Origin of the sequence: Streptomyces sp. NPDC059695 (genome assembly GCF_042733785.1) — a bacterium.
Taxonomy (GTDB): domain Bacteria; phylum Actinomycetota; class Actinomycetes; order Streptomycetales; family Streptomycetaceae; genus Streptomyces.
This window is the reverse complement of record NZ_JBHWFF010000015.1, coordinates 48,369-65,807: the sequence shown is the minus strand read 5'-3', so window position 1 is coordinate 65,807 and position 17,439 is coordinate 48,369. Positions and strand designations below refer to the sequence as shown.

Below are 17,439 nucleotides of genomic sequence, written 5' to 3'. Positions count from 1 at the left end.
CACGGACTGGTCCTTTCGTCCGAAAATCCCTGCTTCTGATCATTTCCGTCGGTCGGCGTGGCTCTGCGTGTTCTCACGGCCACGCGGTCCCCCGTGCGCGAGCATGACGGACGCCGAAACCGTCACGATGAGCGGAAGAAGGACCCACGTGCCCGGCAGCGACAGCGAGAACCCGGCGATTCCCGCACCCACCCCGACCGAGACCCGGCCCAAGACCAACGCGGACTGGTGGCCGAACCAGCTGGACCTCCAGGTCCTCCACCAGCATTCGCCCCTGTCCGACCCGATGGGCGAGGAGTTCGACTACGCGAAGGAGTTCGCCGGCCTCGACGTCGAGGCGCTGAAGCGGGACGTCTTCGCCGTGATGACGGACTCCCAGGAGTGGTGGCCCGCCGACTACGGCCACTACGGCCCCCTCTTCATCCGGATGAGCTGGCACGCCGCGGGGACCTACCGCATCGCGGACGGCCGGGGCGGCGGCGGCCGGGGCGCCCAGCGCTTCGCGCCGCTCAACAGCTGGCCGGACAACGCGAGCCTCGACAAGGCGCGCCGGCTGCTGTGGCCGGTCAAGCAGAAGTACGGGCGGAAGATCTCCTGGGCCGACCTGCTGGTCTTCGCGGGCAACTGCGCGATGGAGTCGATGGGGTTCAGGACCTTCGGGTTCGGCTTCGGGCGCCCCGACGTCTGGGAGCCCGAGGAGATCTTCTGGGGTCCCGAGGACACCTGGCTCGGTGACGAGCGCTACAGCGGCGACCGGCAGCTCACCGGCCCCTTCGGCGCCGTGCAGATGGGCCTGATCTACGTCAACCCGGAGGGCCCGAACGGCAACCCCGACCCGGTCGCCGCCGCCCGGGACATCCGCGAGACGTTCGCGCGCATGGCGATGAACGACGAGGAGACCGTCGCCCTCATCGTCGGCGGCCACACCTTCGGCAAGTGTCACGGCGCGGTCGACCCGGAGTACATCGGCCCGGAGCCCGAGGCCGCGCCGATGGAGCAGCAGGCCCTCGGCTGGCGGAACACGTACGGCAGCGGCAAGGGCGCCGACGCGCTCACCAGCGGGCTCGAAGGGGCCTGGACCACCGAGCCGACGAAGTGGGACAACGGCTACCTGGACCACCTGTTCCGGTACGAGTGGGAGCTGACCACCAGCCCCGCGGGCGCCCAGCAGTGGACCCCCAAGGACGCGGCGGCGAAGGACACCGTGCCGGACGCGCACGATCCGGCGAAGCGGCACGCGCCGATGATGCTCACGACGGACCTCTCGCTGCGGCTCGACCCGGTCTACGCGCCGATCGCGAAGCGCTTCCACGAGAACCCGGACCAGCTCGCGGACGCGTTCGCGAAGGCCTGGTACAAGCTGCTGCACCGCGACATGGGCCCCCTGTCCCGCTATCTGGGCCCGTGGATCCCCGAGCCGCAGCTCTGGCAGGACCCGGTCCCCGCGGTCGGCCACGCGCTGGTCGGGGAGGCGGAGGTCGCCGCCCTCAAGACCCGGATCCTCGACTCGGGGCTGTCGCTCGCGCAGCTCGTCACCACCGCCTGGGCGTCGGCGGCGAGCTTCCGCGGCACGGACAGGCGCGGCGGTGCGAACGGGGCGCGGATCCGGCTCGCGCCGCAGAAGGACTGGGAGGTCAACGACCTTCCCGAGGTGGCGCGGACGGTCGAGACCCTCGAAGGGATCCGCGCGGACCTGGAGTCGGCCGGCGGGGCGCGGATCTCGCTCGCGGACCTGATCGTCCTCGGCGGGTGCGCGGCCGTGGAGCGGGCCGCGAAGAACGCCGGGTACGACCTCACGGTGCCGTTCGCGCCGGGGCGGACGGACGCCTCCCAGGAGCAGACCGACGTGGAGTCGTTCGCGGTGCTCGAACCCCGGGCGGACGGCTTCCGCAACTACCTGCGGGCGGGCGAGAAGCTGTCGCCGGAGACCCTGCTCCTCGACCGGGCCAGTCTGCTGACGCTGACCGCGCCCGAGATGACGGTGCTCGTCGGCGGCATGCGGGTGCTCGGCACCGGGTTCGGGGGGTCGTCGCACGGCGCCTTCACGGACCGGCCGGAGGCGCTGACCAACGACTTCTTCGCCGGGCTGCTCGACATGGGCACGGAGTGGAAGGCGTCGGCGACCGAGGAGAACGTCTTCGAGGGCCGCGACCGGACGACGGGCGAGGTGCGGTGGACCGCCACCCCGGTCGACCTCGTCTTCGGTTCGCACTCCCAGCTGCGGGCGCTCGCCGAGGTGTACGCGTCGGCCGACGCCGGCGAGAAGTTCGCGCGCGACTTCGTGGCCGCGTGGGACAAGGTGATGAACCTGGACCGGTTCGACCTGCGCTGAGTCCGGACGGTTGCGGAAGGCCCGGCCGGGCCTTCCGCGACCGTGTGCCCCGCCGGAGCCTGGTGGTGCCGACACCAGGTGCGGTACGCACTGTCTGCGGGGCGCCGGGTGATCCACCGTGGTCGCCATGACCCAGCACACCACGTTGATCACCGGCGTCACCCACGGGATGGGGCGCGCGCTCGCGCTCGACCTGGCGCCCCGCGGCGGCACGCTCCTCCTGCACGGCCGGAACGCCGAACGGCTGGCGGCCGTGGCCGCGGAGGTGCGGGCCGCGGGCCCCGGCACCACGGTCCGTACGTATCTCGCCGATCTCTCCGACCTCGACCGGGTGCACGCGATGGCGGCGCGGATCCGGGCGGCCGAGCCGCGCCTCGACGGCCTGATCCACAACGCGGTGGCCGGAGGCGGCGAGCGGCCGCTCGTCCGGGAGCTGAGCCGGCAGGGCCATGAACTCCGCTTCGCGGTCAACCACTTGGCGCCGTACGCGCTCACCCGCGCCCTGCTGCCGCTGCTCACCGCCTCGGCTCCGGCGCGGGTGGTCAACGTCGCCTCCGTGGGCCAGGACGCCCTCGACTTCGACGACGTGATGCTGGAGCGGGACTACGAGGGCCTGCGGGCGTACTGCCGGAGCAAGCTGGCCATGATCATGGCGACCTTCGAGCTGGCGGCCGAACTGGCCGGCACCGGAGTCACGGTGAACGCCCTCCATCCCGCCCATCTGATGGACACGCCCGGCGTCCGCGCCCACGGCCTCACTCCCGTCACCACCACGGAGGAGGGGGTCCGCCCGACCGTACGGCTCCTCCTGGACCCGGACCTTGCCACGGTCACGGGGCGTTACTTCGACCGGTTCACCGAGGCACGGGCCCATGAGCAGGCCTACGACAGGGAGGCGCGCGAGCGCCTGATGCGACTCACCCACGACCTGGTCGGACGCCACTGAGGGAGACCTGGTCCCGCCGGGCGCGGTGCCGTCACCCCCTTGGACCGCGCACCGCGCCGCCCCGACCGCGGCACAGCAGACTCACTCTCGGTGATGCCCGCACGCTGAAGGAGTCCGCATGTCCCCGCTCGCCCCCGGCCGTACGTCCGTCTCCCGCCGTGACGCCTCCGGCTGGAACGCGGTCGCCGAGGGCCTGCGGCAGCGGGGCAACCCGAACGTCAAGGCGCTCGTGTACGTCGCCGCGTCCATGCCCGACACGGGCGAGTCACCCGCCGAGCTCTCCACCCGGTTCCCCGGCAGCGAGCTCGGGACGGCCGTGCGCCCCGTTCCCTACGCCGACAACGCGGGCGACGGCACCGACCTCTCCATCCAGAACGACAGGTTCCACGACGTCTTCGCCGCCGACCCGCCCGAGCGGCAGACCCGCCTCATGGCGGTCGAGCAGCGCCCGGTCTCGGCCGCGGGCTTCGCCGAGAAGGCGACGGCGGCCGCGTGGAAGACGATCCCGTCCTGGTTCCTCGTCGACGACGCCGCCGAGACCACCCGCTGACCCTCCGCACAGCCGAAGACGGATCGAGAAGGAGACAACCATGAGCGACAAGCCCGCCATCGTCCTGGTCCACGGATTCTGGGGCGGCGCCGCACACTGGGCGAACGTCATCGTCGAACTGAACAAGCGCGGATACGACCGGATCCACGCCGTCGAGAACCCGCTGACCTCGCTCGCCGACGACGCCGAGCGCACCCGCAAGATGGTGAAGCAGGTCGACGGCCCCGTCGTCCTCGTGGGCCATTCCTACGGCGGCGCCGTCATCACCGAGGCGGGCGACCTGCCCCACGTCACCGCCCTGGTCTACATCGCGGCCTTCGCGCCCGACGCCGGGGAGAGCCCGGGCGGGATCACCGAGGAGAAGCCGCCCGCCGCGGTCGCGAACATCGCCCCCGACTCCGACGGCTACCTCTGGATCGCGCAGGACAAGTTCCACGAGAGCTTCGCCCAGGACCTCGCCCCCGACGAGGCGCTCGTCATGGCCGTCACCCAGAAGGCCCCGCTCGCCTCGACGTTCGGCGACACCGTCACCGCGCCGGCCTGGCGGACCAAGCCCGTCTGGTACCAGGTGTCCACCCAGGACCGCATGATCCACCCCGACAACGAGCGTCGCATGGCCGCGCGCATGAACCCGCGCAAGACCGTCGAACTCGACGCGAGCCACGCCTCGCTGGCCTCACAGGCCAAGGCCGTCGTCGACCTGATCGAGGACGCGGTGAAGGGCACCGCGGGCTGACCTCCGGCGCGGGCTCCCCGCCTCAGACCGCCGCCGATTCCCCGCCCCGCGCGTGCGCGGCGGCCTCGGCGGCGGTGTGGGACGAGGCGAAGGTGAAGGCGCGCGGGGACGGCCCGTGCGCGCGCAGGTCGGCCAGCCGCTCCACGGCCTCGGCGACGGTCGGGACGTGTCCGGCGGGGACCCACCAGAGCACCAGGTGCGACTCGACGTGCCGGTGGAACCAGTCGCGGCGCCCGCGCATGGCCTCCAGGTGCCCGCTGCGGTAGGCGAAGTCCCACAGCGCCTCCTGGCTCTCCCACACCGACAGGTTCACGATCACGTCGTCGCCGAGCGGGCGCAGGCCGGTGGCGTCCGCCTCCCCGTCCTCCACGAGCCGCCACACGAAGCCGGGCGCGGCGTCGGCCTCGGCGTTGACGGGGTCGAGCAGCGCGACGAAGGGCGCCACGCGCGGGTCGTCGAGGGGGAAGCGGAGCCGGGCGACGTTGAGCTGGGCGAGGTGCGGGGCAGCCGTGGATGTGGTCATGGCCTCATCCCAGCACGGCCCGCTTTTCTATGTCAATGATCATTGTTTTTAGAATGCTCGACCACCACGCAGCACTCCCCCGGCCTGGCGTCCATCCGGGCACGGACGGACTCGTCCCCGCCCAGCAGCCCTTCCAGGAGGGCGAGGTTCATGCCGCAGACGAGCGGTGGGAAGCGCTCCGCGACGGCGTGGAAGGGGCAGTTGCGCATCCGGACGACGGGCCGCTCCCCGTCGCCCTCCACGTAGGGCTCGTAGCCGCGGGCGGCCAGCAGTGCCGCCGCCTCCTCCAGGCCGCGCGGCCCCTCCGCCCCGCGCAGCGCCTCGCCCCGGCGGCGTGCCGCCGCGCGGAGACCGGCGTCGAGCCCGGCCTCCTCGGCGGCCTCGGCGAGCAGGTCGGCCGCGGTGCGGTAGTCACGGCCGGGCAGCGACACCGAGCGCTCGGCGGGGGCCCGCGTATACACCTTGGCGGGCCGCCCCGCCCCCGGGCCCGAGCGCCCCGTGAGGCGACGGCTGCCGCTCTCCAGGAGTCCGGCCCCGGTCAGCCGGTCCAGGTGGTGCGCGGCCAGCGTCCGCGCCACCCCGACCCCCTCGGCGGCCTCGTCGCGCCCGACCTCACGGCCCTGCGCCACCACGTACTCGTACAGTCGGCGCCGCACCGGATCCTGCAGCACCGCGATCGCGTCGATGTCCTTCACCGGTCCATTCTAGGAACAACGCGGGTTGGCGATAGAAGCGGTCTTCCGGGCCGCGCACCGACGGGTGCTACGTTCGCCCCCGTCGGACGACCGGGAGCATGGGGTGACAGAGGCGACGGAAGCGGCACGGACCGATCCGGAGGCGGCGCCGCGCGTGCGGAGGAAGCCGCAGCAGGCACGCAGCAGGGCGCGGGTCGAGGCCATCCTCGGCGCGGCCGACCGGCTCCTCTCGCGGGAGGGGTACGAGGCGCTGACGATGCGCCGGATCGCCGAGGACGCGGGCGTGCCGGTCGGCAGCATCTACCAGTTCTACCCGGACAAGGGCGCCGTCGTGGACGCGCTCGGCCGGCGGTACCTGGAGACCTTCGGGACCGCCATCGACAAGCTGGTCGAGCGGGCCGTCGAGGGAGAACTGACCGACCTGGTCGGCACGATGGTCGACGTCTACAGCGAGGTGTTCCGGTCGCAGCCGGGGGGCATGGCGCTGTGGGCCGGGCGGCACCTCAGCCCCGAGCTCGCCCGCGCCGACGAGGCGAGCAACGCGCTGATCGCTGAGGGCCTGCGGCGCATCGTGGAGCACCTGACCGGCGGGCGCGGAGGCGAGCGGGCCCGGCGCGCGACGCGCATGGTGGTGTGGGCGGCCAACGCCGTGCTGCACGAGGTGTTCAAGGGGGACGGCGAGCCGGACCTGGAGACCGTCGAAGAGCTCAAGCGGATGCTGGACCGCTACTGGGAGGACCTGCGCGAGCGGGTGGCCGCCGGGGAGGGGTGAACCGGGAGGAGTGGACCGGGAGGAGTGGACCGGACCGCCCGAACCGGCCCGCCCTTGACCGGCCCGTCCCTGACCGGACCGGCCCACCCCGGATCTGCCCCGTCCCCAACCGGCCCAACCGCCCCGGATCCGCCTCGGATCCGCCTCGTCCCGACCGTAGAACGTGAACGAGTGTTCATGTTACGTTGCGGCCCACCTCGGACGGCGAGCCAGCAGCGAAGGCAGGAACCCGTGACCTCCAGCCCCACCGATCCCACCCGACTCCCCCTTCTTCCGCCCGGCTTCGTCTGGGGCGCCTCCACCGCCGCGTACCAGATCGAGGGCGCGGCCGAGGAGGACGGCAAGGGGCCCTCGATCTGGGACACCTTCGTGCGGCGCCCCGGGGCCGTCCGCGACGGCCACACCGGCGAGGTCGCCTGCGACCACTACCACCGGTTCGACGAGGACGTCGCGCTGATGCGCGGGCTCGGGCTCGACGCCTACCGCTTCTCGGTCTCCTGGCCGCGCGTCCTGCCCACCGGCGCGGGCAAGGTCGAGCCGCGCGGCCTCGACTTCTACGACCGGCTGGTCGACGCACTGCTCGACGCGGGGATCCAGCCCACGCCCACGCTCTTCCACTGGGACCTGCCGCAGGCCCTGGAGGACGAGGGCGGCTGGCCGAACCGCGAGACGGCGTACCGGTTCGGGGAGTTCGCGGCGGTGACGGCGGAGCGGCTCGGCGACCGGGTCAAGCGGTGGATCACCCTGAACGAGCCATTCGTGCACATGGCCTTCGGCTACGCCTTCGGGGTCCACGCCCCGGGCCGCGCCCTGATGCTGGACGCGCTGCCCGTCGCGCACCACCAGCTGCTCGGCCACGGCCTCGCGACCGCCGCGCTGCGGACGGCCGTTCCGGACGCCGAGGTGCTCGTCGCCAACAACTGCACGCCGGTGAGGCTGCGCCCGGACGCCCGCGCGGACGGGGACGCGGCGGCGGCCGCGGCGTACGACGCCCTGCACAACCGCCTCTTCAACGACCCTGTCCTCAAGGGAAGTTACCCCGACCTCTCCGCGTACGGCATGACCGACCCGAGCTGGGGAGGAGTGGTGCGCGAAGGGGATCTGGAGATCATCTCCGCACCGCTGGACGGCATCGGCATCAACTACTACAACCCGACCTGGGTGACGGCCCCGGCCGATCCGGCCGCAGGGCTGCCGTTCGACCTGGCCGAACCCCAGGAGACGTACCGGCGCACCGCGTTCGACTGGCCGGTCGTCCCCGAGGGGCTCACGGAGCTGCTCACCGGCCTCAAGGACCGCTACGGCGACGCCCTGCCCCCCGTGTGGATCACCGAGAACGGCTGCTCGCACCCGGCCGGGCCGCAGGACCCGGAGCGCGTCGACTACCTCGCCGGACACATCACCGCGGTCGCGGACGCCGTGGCCCGGGGGGTGGACGTGCGGGGCTACTTCACCTGGTCGCTCCTCGACAACTTCGAGTGGGCCGAGGGCTATCACCAGCGCTTCGGCCTGGTCGAGGTCGACTTCGCCACGGGTCGGCGCACCCCCCGGGAGAGCTTCGCGTGGTACCGCGACCTCATCGCCTCGCAGCGGCCCTGAGCGACGGATTCATCATGGCCCACGCTGCGGAAGGGGCCGCCGAGGACGTCGCCGCCGTCCTCGCCGAGCCCACCGTCCCGGTCAAGGCCGGGTGGACGGCGAGCCTCTCGCTGGCCACCCTCGCCGTCTTCATGGCGTTCATGACGCCCATCCAGATCCTCCTGCCGCTCCAGCTGGAGCACATCGACCCGCACGACAAGAACACCGCGCTGTCGCTCGTCACCGGACTCGGCGCGCTCGTGGCGGTCCTCGCGAACCCGCTCGCCGGCGCGTGGTCCGACCGCACCACGAGCCGGTTCGGGCGCCGCAGGCCCTGGATCGTCGGCGGCGCCGTCACCGGGGCGGCGGGCCTCGCGGTCACCGCCTCGCAGCACACCGTGGCGGGAGTCGCCGCCGGCTGGTGCCTCGCGCAGCTGGGCCTCAACGCGATGCTGGCCGGCGTCACCACACCGATCGCCGACCGCGTGCCGCTCACGCAGCGCGCGGTGGTGTCCGGCTGGACGGGGCTCATGCAGTCCGTCGGCCTGGTCCTCGGGGCGCTGATCACGACCCTCCTGGTCACCGGCGTGGGGTCCGGCTACGTCACGCTCGCCGTGCTCACCGTCGCCCTCGCCCTCCCCTTCGCGCTGCGCCAGACCGAGCCGGTGCTGCCCCGGGCGCTGCGGCCGGCCTTCGACGCCCGCGCGTTCGCCCGCTCGTTCTGGGTGAGCCCCCGGCAGCACCCCGACTTCGGCTGGGCGTGGCTCACCCGGTTCCTGATCAACCTGGGCAACGCGCTCGGCACCCTCTACCTGTTCTACTTCCTCGCCGACGCCGTCCACTACGGCGATCCCGGCACCGGCGTGCTGATCCTCACGGTGGTCTACACGCTCTGCGCGGCGCTCACGGCCGTCCCCGTGGGGGTGCTGTCCGACCGCGCCGGACGCCGCAAGGGGTTCGTCGTCCTCTGCTCGCTCGTCATGGCCGCCGCCGCGCTGCTGCTCGCCCTGGTCCACACCTGGCCGTCCGCACTCGCCGCCGCGGCGGTCCTCGGCGGGGGGTACGGGATCTATCTCGCCGTCGACCAGGCCCTGGTCACCCAGGTCCTGCCGGCGGCGGCCGACCGCGCGAAGGACCTCGGCGTCATCAACATCGCGAACTCCGGACCCCAGGTCCTGGCTCCCGCCCTCGCCTCACCGGTCATCGCCCACCTCGGCGGCTACACCGGTCTGTACGCCGTCGCGGCGCTGGTCATCCTCGCCGGGGGCCTCCTCGTCCACCGCATCCGGGGGGTGGCCTGACAGCACCGCGAGGGTGCGGGGACGTCCCAGAGCCGACCGGACCAGGGGCCGTTCCGCGACGGCCGGGGAGGGGCCGTCCCGCGACCGGCCGGGGAGGAGGGCCGTCCCACGGGCCCGTCGTCCTCACTCCACGGGTGCGACATCCGCCCAGAGGGCGGCGGCGCCGGGTGCGAGCGGCTCGACCGCTCCGCCCGGCGCCCCGTCGTCCCCGGCCCACCACACGCCCTGCCCGGCCTCCAGCGGGGCGCCGCCGTCCCCCGCCCGCCACCGGCCGCGCAGCACGTGGAGCACCCCGGCATGGCCTTCCGGCGGTACGACGCGTCCGGTGACCCGCTCCACCCGGGCCGCCGGGCGGTCGCCCCGCACCATCAGGTTGAGCACCCGGCAGGGCCCGCCGAGCAGTTCGGCGACGAGCTCCAGGCCCCCGGGGAACTCCAGGGGCTCCTCCGTACGCGCCGTCCGGTCGAACCCTCCGGGAGCCGTCAGCCGCACACCGTCGCCCGTGAGCGGGGTGAACGTCCGGACGACCCCGGGGAACGCCGAGAACGGCCCGTCGCGATCGATGTCGGCGACGCTCGCCCGCCACTGGAACCCCTCCGCGCCCACGGGCCACGAGACGATCTCCCGGGTGGCGCCGCCGCCGTTCCGCCACCGCCCCACCGTCAGGGTCTCGACATCGAAGCGGTGCATGGGGACTCCCGGGCTGTGGGCGGTACGGGTGCGGATCACGCCCGTCTCCCCCAATCTACGACCCCTCCGGGACGCCGGACGGCGGCGCGGCGCCCGGCGCCCGCGAGGGGCGGCGGACGCCGCTGTCGTACCGGTGGCCGTGACCCGCTGCCGTGCCGTCAGGTGACGGTGATGAAGCGGGCGGTGCTCGGCACCCCCTGGGCGTCCAGGGCGAAGAGCATGTAGGTGCCGGGCAGGAGCACACCCCTGTCGGCCGGGATGGAGACGGAGTACGAGCCGGGCGCCACGGCCGTGGAGGTCAGCGGGACCCGTCGCTGGTCGTTGTCCGTCGAGTGGGTCGCGGCCGCCGCCCGCATCAGGACGAAGGACGCGACCGGCCCCCCGGTGCTCACGGTCAGCGAGGCGCCGGCGGCGGCCCGGGGCGGCACGCCGCCGGTGATGACGGGACGCGGCTTGGGCGAGCCGTCCGCGTTGAGCAGGTACGGCGGGGTGAACACAGCCCCGTCGGCGTGGTTGGTGGCGCAGTCGCCGCACAGACCGCCGCCACCGGAGAAGACGCGCCCGTCGGGCAGCAGGTTCGCGACGCTGTGGTAGTTGCGCGGGATGGCCATGGTGGCGAGCGGCGTGAAGCGCCCGGTCGCCGGGTCCCACAGCTCGGGGGTCAGCACGGACGTGGCGTCGCTGAACGGCACGGGGTACGACTGCCCGCCGAAGACGGCGACCTTGCCGTCGGGCAGCACGACGCTGTTGCCGAAGGCGCGGGGATAGGCCATGTCGCCGGTGCGGGCGGCCCGGGCCTCATCGCCGTCGACGCTCACCGTGTACGCGCGCCGGGTGGCGGGCGTGTTGTCGTACGCGGGCGAGCCGCCCAGGGTGAGCACCCTGCCGATGTCGTACGGGACGGCGTTGCCGGTCATGGCGTCCTGGCTGTCGGCCCGGTTCCCGGCGGAGGTGATGCTCCCGTCCCCGGTGGTCGTGATCCAGTTCATCTGCTTGCTCGGGCCGAGCTGGAGGACCTTGCCGCCGGTGGTGGCGTACAGCCACATGTGGTTGTCGGCGCGGTAGGCGCCTCGGGGGTCGGCCGTCATCGCCGGGACGGCGGGTACGCCCGGGAGCGTGCGCCAGGTGCCGGTCTCCGGGGACCAGACCTCACCGGACTTGTCGCCCGCCGTGCCGCTCCAGGATCCCCCGAGGACGAAGGCCTCGCCGGTGGAGAGCAGGGTCATCGCCTGGTAGCCGCGCGGGATGTTCATGCTGGAGGTCGCGGACCAGGTGTCGGTGGCCGGGTCGTAGATGCTCGCCTTCTCGGCGTTGCTGCCGCCGGTGACCAGGACCCGGCCGTCGGCGAGCATCGCTATGCCCGGGCAGAACATGTCGTGGCCGGTGTTGTCGATGCGGCGCTGGGTGACCCTGCCGGTCTTGAGGTCCAGGATCGCCGTCTGCGTGTAGCCCAGGCTGCCGCCGAAGCGGTCGAACGCGTACGCCGACCAGGCCAGGAGCTTGTCCCCCGGCAGGACGGCGGTGGCCACCGGGACGAGCGGGAAGCCGGTGATCCGGTCCCAGGAGCCGTGGACGGCCGGGGCGGCCGGTCCACTCAGGCGTATCTCGGCGGCGGAGGTCCAGGGCCCCCGGTTGCCGGCCTCGCGGGACACGGTCAGCCGGATGTACCGGGCGTCGACGGCACGGGTGAAGGTGGCGGTCTTGACGGTGTCGTCGTCACGCCAGCTGCCCGCGGCGACCGGTGCCCCGAAGGTGGTGCCGTCGGTGCTGGTGGTCACGGTGTACGTGCCCACGCGCCCGTTCGCGCTCGCCTTGCGGGGCTGGTACACGAGCGCGGAGACGGTCGTCGTGCGGTGTGTGTCCAGGGTGATGCTGTGCGGCAGCGGCGCCGGGGTCCCGGACCACCTGCTGTGCCAGTAGGTGTCGAGGTCGCCGTCGAGGACGTTGGCCGCGCGGGCGTTCTCCCTGGCGGTCTCCTCGTCGCTCGCCGTGGCCGTCCATCCGGTCCGGGGCAGGTCGACCGTGGCCGCCGGGGTGCCGGGGTCGCCGAGGAGGTTGAGCTCCGCCGCGGAGGTCCACGGGCCGCGCCGGCCGGCCTCGGTGACGGCGGTGAGCCGGACGAACCGCGCGCCCTTCGGGGCGAATCCGAGGGTCTTGGCGGCGGCGTCGTCCGCGAGCGTGCCGGTGGCGACCGGGGCGCCCCAGTCTAGGCCGTCGGTGCTCAGGCTGATGCTGTACTCACCGACACGGCCGTTGGTGCCGACGATGCGGGGCTGGTAGACGAGCGCGGAGACCACGGCCGTGCGGTGCATGTCGAGGGTGATGCTGTGCGGCAGCGGGGCCGGTGTCCCGGACCACCTGCTGTGCCAGACGGTGGTCGTGTCGCCGTCGAGGACGTTGGCCGCGCGGCCGTTCTCCCCGGAGGTCTCCTCGTCGCTCGCCGTGACGGTCCAGCCGGTCCGGGCGAGCACGGGAGCCGTGGGCTCCATGGCGTTCGCCGGGACGACGCCGTGGTGCGGCGGCGGCTTGGCCGCCGACTGGGCGGCGTCCTTCGGCACCGGCCGGGGTATCGCACCGCCGCTCCCCGCCCCCGTGCTCGCCACTCCGAGCCAGGGCGTGACGCCGACGATCAGCGAGCCGAGGCCGAGTGCGATGAGCAGGGGGGAGCGACGGAAGCGTATGCCGCGGGGCTGCAAGCGGACCTCCTGGGGGACACGAACGGGTACGGGCCCCTAGAAGATAGGCCAGAACGGAGCAACCCGATCACTGATCGGACGAGTTGGCCCGAACCCGCGGCGGCCGCGCACGAAGGGCCCCCGCGGGACGATCCGGCCCGCGGGGGCCCTTCGGGTCACTGTGACCGCTTCGGTGCCGGTTTGACCGGCTCGGCGATCGGCGCGCCGTCCTTGTCGGTCATGAAGTCACGGTGGACGGCGCTCTTGTCCGTCGGCCCGGGAAGCTCGGGGCAGGCGATGCCGTCGCCGTCCCGGTCGAGTCCGTTCGGGTCGAACATGTCCGCCCGCAGCACCGCCTGCGCGTCGGCCTGGCTCGTGAACACGTCGCAGTCGACGACGTGCCCCTGGTGCACGTACGGGGAGACGTCGAAGGTGCGGGCCGGGGCTTCGCCTCCGGAGCAGGCGGTCAGGGCGAGCGCCGCGATCGCGCCGATCGCGGCGACGAGGGGACGGAGACTCCGGCCCCGGGGGAGGGTGCGTGACTGGTCTCGCATGGTCTCAGGCCGATCCCGTCCGGAACACCGCGACCGTTCCGGCCGGATCGAGCGCGTACACCTTCGCCGTCTTGTTGTTCACGGCGAGCGCGGTGAACTGGACGGCCGGGCCCAGCGGAGCCTGCGTCAGGTACGTGGTGCCGTCGGCCACCGCGAGGCCGCCGGGCGCCAGGACGCGGCCGCTCTCCTTGTCGATCTCATACATCTGTGCGGCAAAGACCCTGTTGAGACTGTTCAGCACGGCCATCTTGTGCGTTTGGTTGCCCCCGGTGCCGGCTGCGGTCGCTCCGCAGGCCGCCGACTGTCCCATGACCTTCGTTCCGGCGATGCGGACGATGCGGCCCGCGTATCCGCCACAGGTCTCTGAACCGGCGGCGTTGGCGTAGACGTAGACCGACCCTGCCGCGGAGCTGTAGGCCGCGGCGATGGGAGTGCCTTTCGCACCCACCGGTTCGTCGATCGCCTTCGCGGTCTGCTCGGTGGGGTTGACGGCGATCGTCGTCCGAACACTGCCCTTCGGCGCGACACACCTCTCAGCAAGGAGGTAGACGAGGTTCCGGTGCGGATCGACGGCGACGCTGCCGATGACGGACCTCGCGAGGAGGTTGTCCCCCGTATAGCTGTTGCAGGACGACTTCGTCGGGGACTTCCAGGCGATCCTGGCCGTGTGGGTCTCCGACGAGATGGCGAACAGGCCGATGCTGGCGGCTTCGGTCGCACCGGTGCCGACGTTGCTCTTCGCGAGGTACACCGCGTGGCGCGAGGCGTCGAAAGCGAAGTCCGTGCCGTTGTCCCCGCTCACGACCACCCCGGCGGGCAGGGAGATCTGCGTGGCCTCCGCGCTTCCGGCCGCGATGTAGGCCACCGTCGAACTGCTCGTCGTACCGCCGGCGACGTACACCTCGCCGTTCTCGGGAGAGACCGCGACGGCGCTCACGGCCGCCGGGAAGTCGATGCGGGTCACGCGATCGGCGTTCGCCGTGTCGATGACCGCGAGACCGCCCGTACCTCCGACGTAGACCTGTCCCGTCCCGGTGTTGACCGCGATCCGGGTCGGGGTCGAGACGGCACTGGAGACGTCGATCGGAGAACCGATCGGGGTGTCGGTCCTGCCGTCGATCACGGTCACGCTCTTGCTGCCGGAGGCGACGACGTACACGCGGTCGGCCTTCTCGTCGACCGCGAGGTCGACCGGGCTCGCGCCCACCGGGATCTTGCTCGCCCCGTTCTCCATCGGCGAGGTGCCGTACAGGGTGAACGACGAACTCTCGCCTCGCCCGCACTTCTTCTCGTTGCCGACCGCCACCATGTTGTAGACCGGATCACCCCTCAACAACTTGGCTTCCTTCAGGTCGTCGATCGACGCGTAGCGCCCGTACTTCGCGCAGTAGGCCTCCTCCGCCGTGCGCAGGGTCGCCGCGTCCGCGGCGACCGCGTTCTCACGACCCTTGTCGCCGATGCCCCGGACGGAGAACACCACGACCGCCGCCAGGACACCGAGGATCACGATGGCCACGAGCAACTCGATGAGCGTGAAGCCGTCCTCGCGTCTGGCGCGCAAGGAGAACGGGCGAGGGTCCGGTGTCATGACGGTGGGGGCTTCCTTCGATCGATGGGTCACGTCCGGCCCGAGCGCACGCGCGAGCCCTTGCCGCGTCACGGAGTTCACCGTCGCACCGGCTTGTCGTCCTTGGGTCCCGGCAGGTCCGGGCACGCGATGCCGTTCGCGTCCTCGTCGAGCCGGTTCGGATCGCCCGGCTCGAAGCGCAGGACGGCCTGCGCGTCCGCCTGGCTCGCGAGGTCGGAGCAGTCGTAGGCGTCATTGCCGTAGCGGAGGAACCAGCGTGCGTCGAAGGCCCGCTTCGGCTGGGGGCACAGCGCGCTGCGCGTGTCGCCGGGACCGCACGTGAACTTCCGCGTGCGGAGCACCGGTTCGGTGTCGCGCGGTGCCGCCAGCCCGCGACACGCGACACCGCCTCCCTCGTCGAGGCGGTTCGGATCGCCGGGATCGGCCCGCAGCACCGCCTGGGCATCCGCCTGACTGGCGAAGTTGCCGCACTCGAAGGCCTTGCCGTGGGTGACGTACTCCTTCGCGACGAACACCTCGTTGTACGGGCAGAGCGCGGAGCGCGGAGTGCCCGGCGTGCACCACTCCGGCTGGGAGTTCCGGCCCTGCGCGGCGGAATCCGACCCGCCGCGCACCAGTACCACGGCGACGAGCGCCACCGCGGCCACCGCGAGAACCAGCGCAACCCGCCCGATCGCGCGCGAGCGCGACAGTCTGCTCTTCACTGCCATGTGACGCCTCTGCTCATCGTGCCGACGGCCCTTCACCTCGCGTGCCGCGGCGGGCCGACGGCACTCACCCGACGGCCCGCCGCGGGCTGGACGTGTGCATTACACCCACAGTGAGCAAAGTTGTCAATGATTGACTACTGAGTGATCACGTGAGCACCATCTAGGCGTGTGCGGCGCCACTACGCCGAGATGTGACGCAGATGCGTAAGACATTTCAGACATCCGCTCACTCCCCCCAGTGGGGCTCTCACGCGGCCGCCGCCACCGACCGAGTCAACAAGGAGTAGCAAATGCAAAGACAGTCCATGCGTGCTCGTGGCGCTTCGAACTCCGGGCGCACCGCGCTGCGCCGCATACGGAACGCGTTCGCCGCGGGCGCCCTCGCCACGACGCTGATCGCCGCCGTGGCCCCGACGGCGTCGGCCACCACGGATTCGGAGGTCGGGGTCGCGAACAACATGTATCCAGCCCTGAAGGACATCAAGGGCCGGATCGCGACGCTGGAGGGGTTCACGCCGTTCACGGCGAACACCGCGTCGCAGGTCGGCGGGTTCTGGAACAAGCCGGCGATCGACACGTCGACGATGCGGGGCATCACGTCGGGAAGCCTGCGCCAGCAGCTGAAGAGCGCCGGCCCCTACACCACCTGTAACCCCTCCTCGTCGAACAACTGCGTCGACGGTCCCCTGCACATCGACGCGTTCCTGTCGGCGGACGAGACCAACGTGGACGCGGTCATCCCCACCGCGGACGGCGGAACCTGCACGGCGGGCGGGGGCGTCGAGTGCAACGGCGACGTCAACAGCAAGCGCCCCGTGGCGATCGGGCACCTGGCGATCTACAGCTGCGACGGCAACTGGGCGGGCTCGACCAAGGGCGACGACCCCTCCAACGGCGGGACTCCGCCGCTGGCGCTCGGCGCGGACGCCAACGGCAGCGGCAACGGCAAGGCCCAGTCGCCCCGTTGTGACGCCTCCCCGGTCTCCGGCGGCGCCCCCACGACGGTCGCCGGCCTCGTGACGTGGCTCGGGACGAGCGGGCGCCGCGTCGCGGTCGCCGACCCGGCCTCCGCCCCGTTCGGTGCGGCGTCCAAGCAGGCCCTGATCCAGAACGGGTTCACCTGGACCGACAGCGGTGCGGGCCAGAACGTGTTCCGGGGCAGCGCGTGCGACAGCGCCGGCACGGCCTGCAAGGTGCGCATCGAGTCGGGCATCAGCCAGGTGCGTGGCGCGGTGACGGCGAACGCGGGCGGGAACACCCAGCTGGGTCTCGTCGCGAAGTCGAACGTCGTGAACGTGAGCTGGACGTCGAGCTCGCTCAACGGCACCACGGCCAATGACCCCAACGTGTGGACCGAGGTCGACTCGAGCGAGTACTCCGGCTACGGCGACATCGAGCAGTTCGGCGTCGCCCTGACCGGTGGCCACACCGGTGCCGCGGCCGCCTGGAGCGACCTGTTCCGGAACAAGTGGGAGACCGACGGCACCATCCAGTCGACGCTCGCCGCCTACGGCTACTAGAAGCCCCGGGCACGAGGCAGCGGACCGCCGGCCGGGCAGGGACATCGCCCGCCGGTGGTCCCGGCCCGCCGGCCCTCGTCACCGGCCCCACGGGGCCGGACGGCACGGACCGTGCTTCCTGCCTCAGTTGTCAGTCATTGACTAGTGGAAACGGGCGTGACGCCGCCCGGCCACCCGTGCCCGGCCGGTTCGGCAACGACCGGCCCGGCACCTCACTCGGCGGTCGCAACCGCCGGGCGCATCACCGACTCCCCGCAGTCCAGGCCCTG

The 17,439-nt window shown here is 72.5% G+C and carries 15 protein-coding genes; 8 read left to right on the top strand and 7 right to left on the bottom strand.

The features are described from left to right. Positions 1-127: 127 nt before the first annotated feature. From katG to ACFV2S_RS20105, 4 genes are all read left to right on the top strand, one after another. Complete coding sequence (katG, locus tag ACFV2S_RS20120; RefSeq protein WP_385560949.1) at positions 128-2,332, top strand: catalase/peroxidase HPI; 2,205 nt, start codon at positions 128-130, stop codon at positions 2,330-2,332. Positions 2,333-2,459: 127 nt separating this feature from the next. Continuing rightward, positions 2,460-3,278 carry an SDR family NAD(P)-dependent oxidoreductase gene (locus tag ACFV2S_RS20115; RefSeq protein WP_385560598.1) on the top strand — a complete coding sequence of 273 codons (819 nt, stop codon included), beginning with the start codon at positions 2,460-2,462 and terminating at the stop codon, positions 3,276-3,278. Between the two features lie 118 nt (positions 3,279-3,396). Continuing rightward, positions 3,397-3,828, top strand: a complete 432-nt coding sequence (locus ACFV2S_RS20110; protein ID WP_385560595.1) for a hypothetical protein — start codon at positions 3,397-3,399, stop codon at positions 3,826-3,828. A gap of 40 nt (positions 3,829-3,868) precedes the next feature. After that, positions 3,869-4,564: an alpha/beta hydrolase gene (locus ACFV2S_RS20105; RefSeq protein WP_385560592.1), complete on the top strand. Its 696-nt coding sequence runs from the start codon at positions 3,869-3,871 to the stop codon at positions 4,562-4,564. 22 nt (positions 4,565-4,586) lie between these two features. Here ACFV2S_RS20105 and ACFV2S_RS20100 read toward each other — a convergent pair whose 3' ends face one another. Together ACFV2S_RS20100 and ACFV2S_RS20095 are read right to left on the bottom strand one after the other, a co-directional pair. After that, entirely contained in the window at positions 4,587-5,087 is a 501-nt protein-coding gene (locus ACFV2S_RS20100) for a DUF3291 domain-containing protein (protein WP_385560589.1), read from the bottom strand. A 32-nt stretch (positions 5,088-5,119) separates the two neighbouring features. Then, a complete protein-coding gene (locus ACFV2S_RS20095; protein ID WP_385560586.1) occupies positions 5,120-5,782 on the bottom strand; it encodes a helix-turn-helix transcriptional regulator in 663 nt (220 codons plus the stop codon). A 103-nt stretch (positions 5,783-5,885) separates the two neighbouring features. Between ACFV2S_RS20095 and ACFV2S_RS20090 the strand changes: the two genes are divergently transcribed. From ACFV2S_RS20090 to ACFV2S_RS20080, 3 genes are all read left to right on the top strand, one after another. Further along, positions 5,886-6,554 (top strand): TetR/AcrR family transcriptional regulator, encoded by a 669-nt coding sequence (locus ACFV2S_RS20090; protein ID WP_385560583.1) that lies wholly within the window; start codon positions 5,886-5,888, stop codon positions 6,552-6,554. A gap of 231 nt (positions 6,555-6,785) precedes the next feature. Further along, positions 6,786-8,153, top strand: a complete 1,368-nt coding sequence (locus ACFV2S_RS20085) for a GH1 family beta-glucosidase (protein WP_385560581.1) — start codon at positions 6,786-6,788, stop codon at positions 8,151-8,153. 14 nt (positions 8,154-8,167) lie between these two features. Continuing rightward, positions 8,168-9,433 (top strand): MFS transporter, encoded by a 1,266-nt coding sequence (locus tag ACFV2S_RS20080; RefSeq protein WP_383791423.1) that lies wholly within the window; start codon positions 8,168-8,170, stop codon positions 9,431-9,433. 123 nt (positions 9,434-9,556) lie between these two features. On the opposite strand, the gene ACFV2S_RS20075 is transcribed toward ACFV2S_RS20080, so the two are convergent. From ACFV2S_RS20075 to ACFV2S_RS20055, 5 genes are all read right to left on the bottom strand, one after another. Then, on the bottom strand, positions 9,557-10,162 hold the full coding sequence (locus ACFV2S_RS20075) for a HutD family protein (protein ID WP_385560577.1): 606 nt from the start codon (positions 10,160-10,162) through the stop codon (positions 9,557-9,559). A gap of 119 nt (positions 10,163-10,281) precedes the next feature. After that, positions 10,282-12,819, bottom strand: coding sequence for a discoidin domain-containing protein (locus ACFV2S_RS20070; RefSeq protein ID WP_385560574.1), 2,538 nt, complete (start codon positions 12,817-12,819; stop codon positions 10,282-10,284). 155 nt (positions 12,820-12,974) lie between these two features. Then, positions 12,975-13,352, bottom strand: coding sequence for an excalibur calcium-binding domain-containing protein (locus tag ACFV2S_RS20065; protein WP_385560571.1), 378 nt, complete (start codon positions 13,350-13,352; stop codon positions 12,975-12,977). A gap of 4 nt (positions 13,353-13,356) precedes the next feature. Further along, a complete protein-coding gene (locus ACFV2S_RS20060; RefSeq protein WP_385560568.1) occupies positions 13,357-14,940 on the bottom strand; it encodes a prepilin-type N-terminal cleavage/methylation domain-containing protein in 1,584 nt (527 codons plus the stop codon). 77 nt (positions 14,941-15,017) lie between these two features. Beyond that, the gene (locus ACFV2S_RS20055; protein ID WP_385560564.1) at positions 15,018-15,650 is read right to left on the bottom strand and encodes a hypothetical protein; all 633 of its coding nucleotides are present in this window, start codon (positions 15,648-15,650) and stop codon (positions 15,018-15,020) included. Positions 15,651-15,940: 290 nt separating this feature from the next. Between ACFV2S_RS20055 and ACFV2S_RS20050 the strand changes: the two genes are divergently transcribed. Further along, positions 15,941-17,170 carry a hypothetical protein gene (locus ACFV2S_RS20050; protein ID WP_385560561.1) on the top strand — a complete coding sequence of 410 codons (1,230 nt, stop codon included), beginning with the start codon at positions 15,941-15,943 and terminating at the stop codon, positions 17,168-17,170. Positions 17,171-17,439 lie beyond the last annotated feature (269 nt).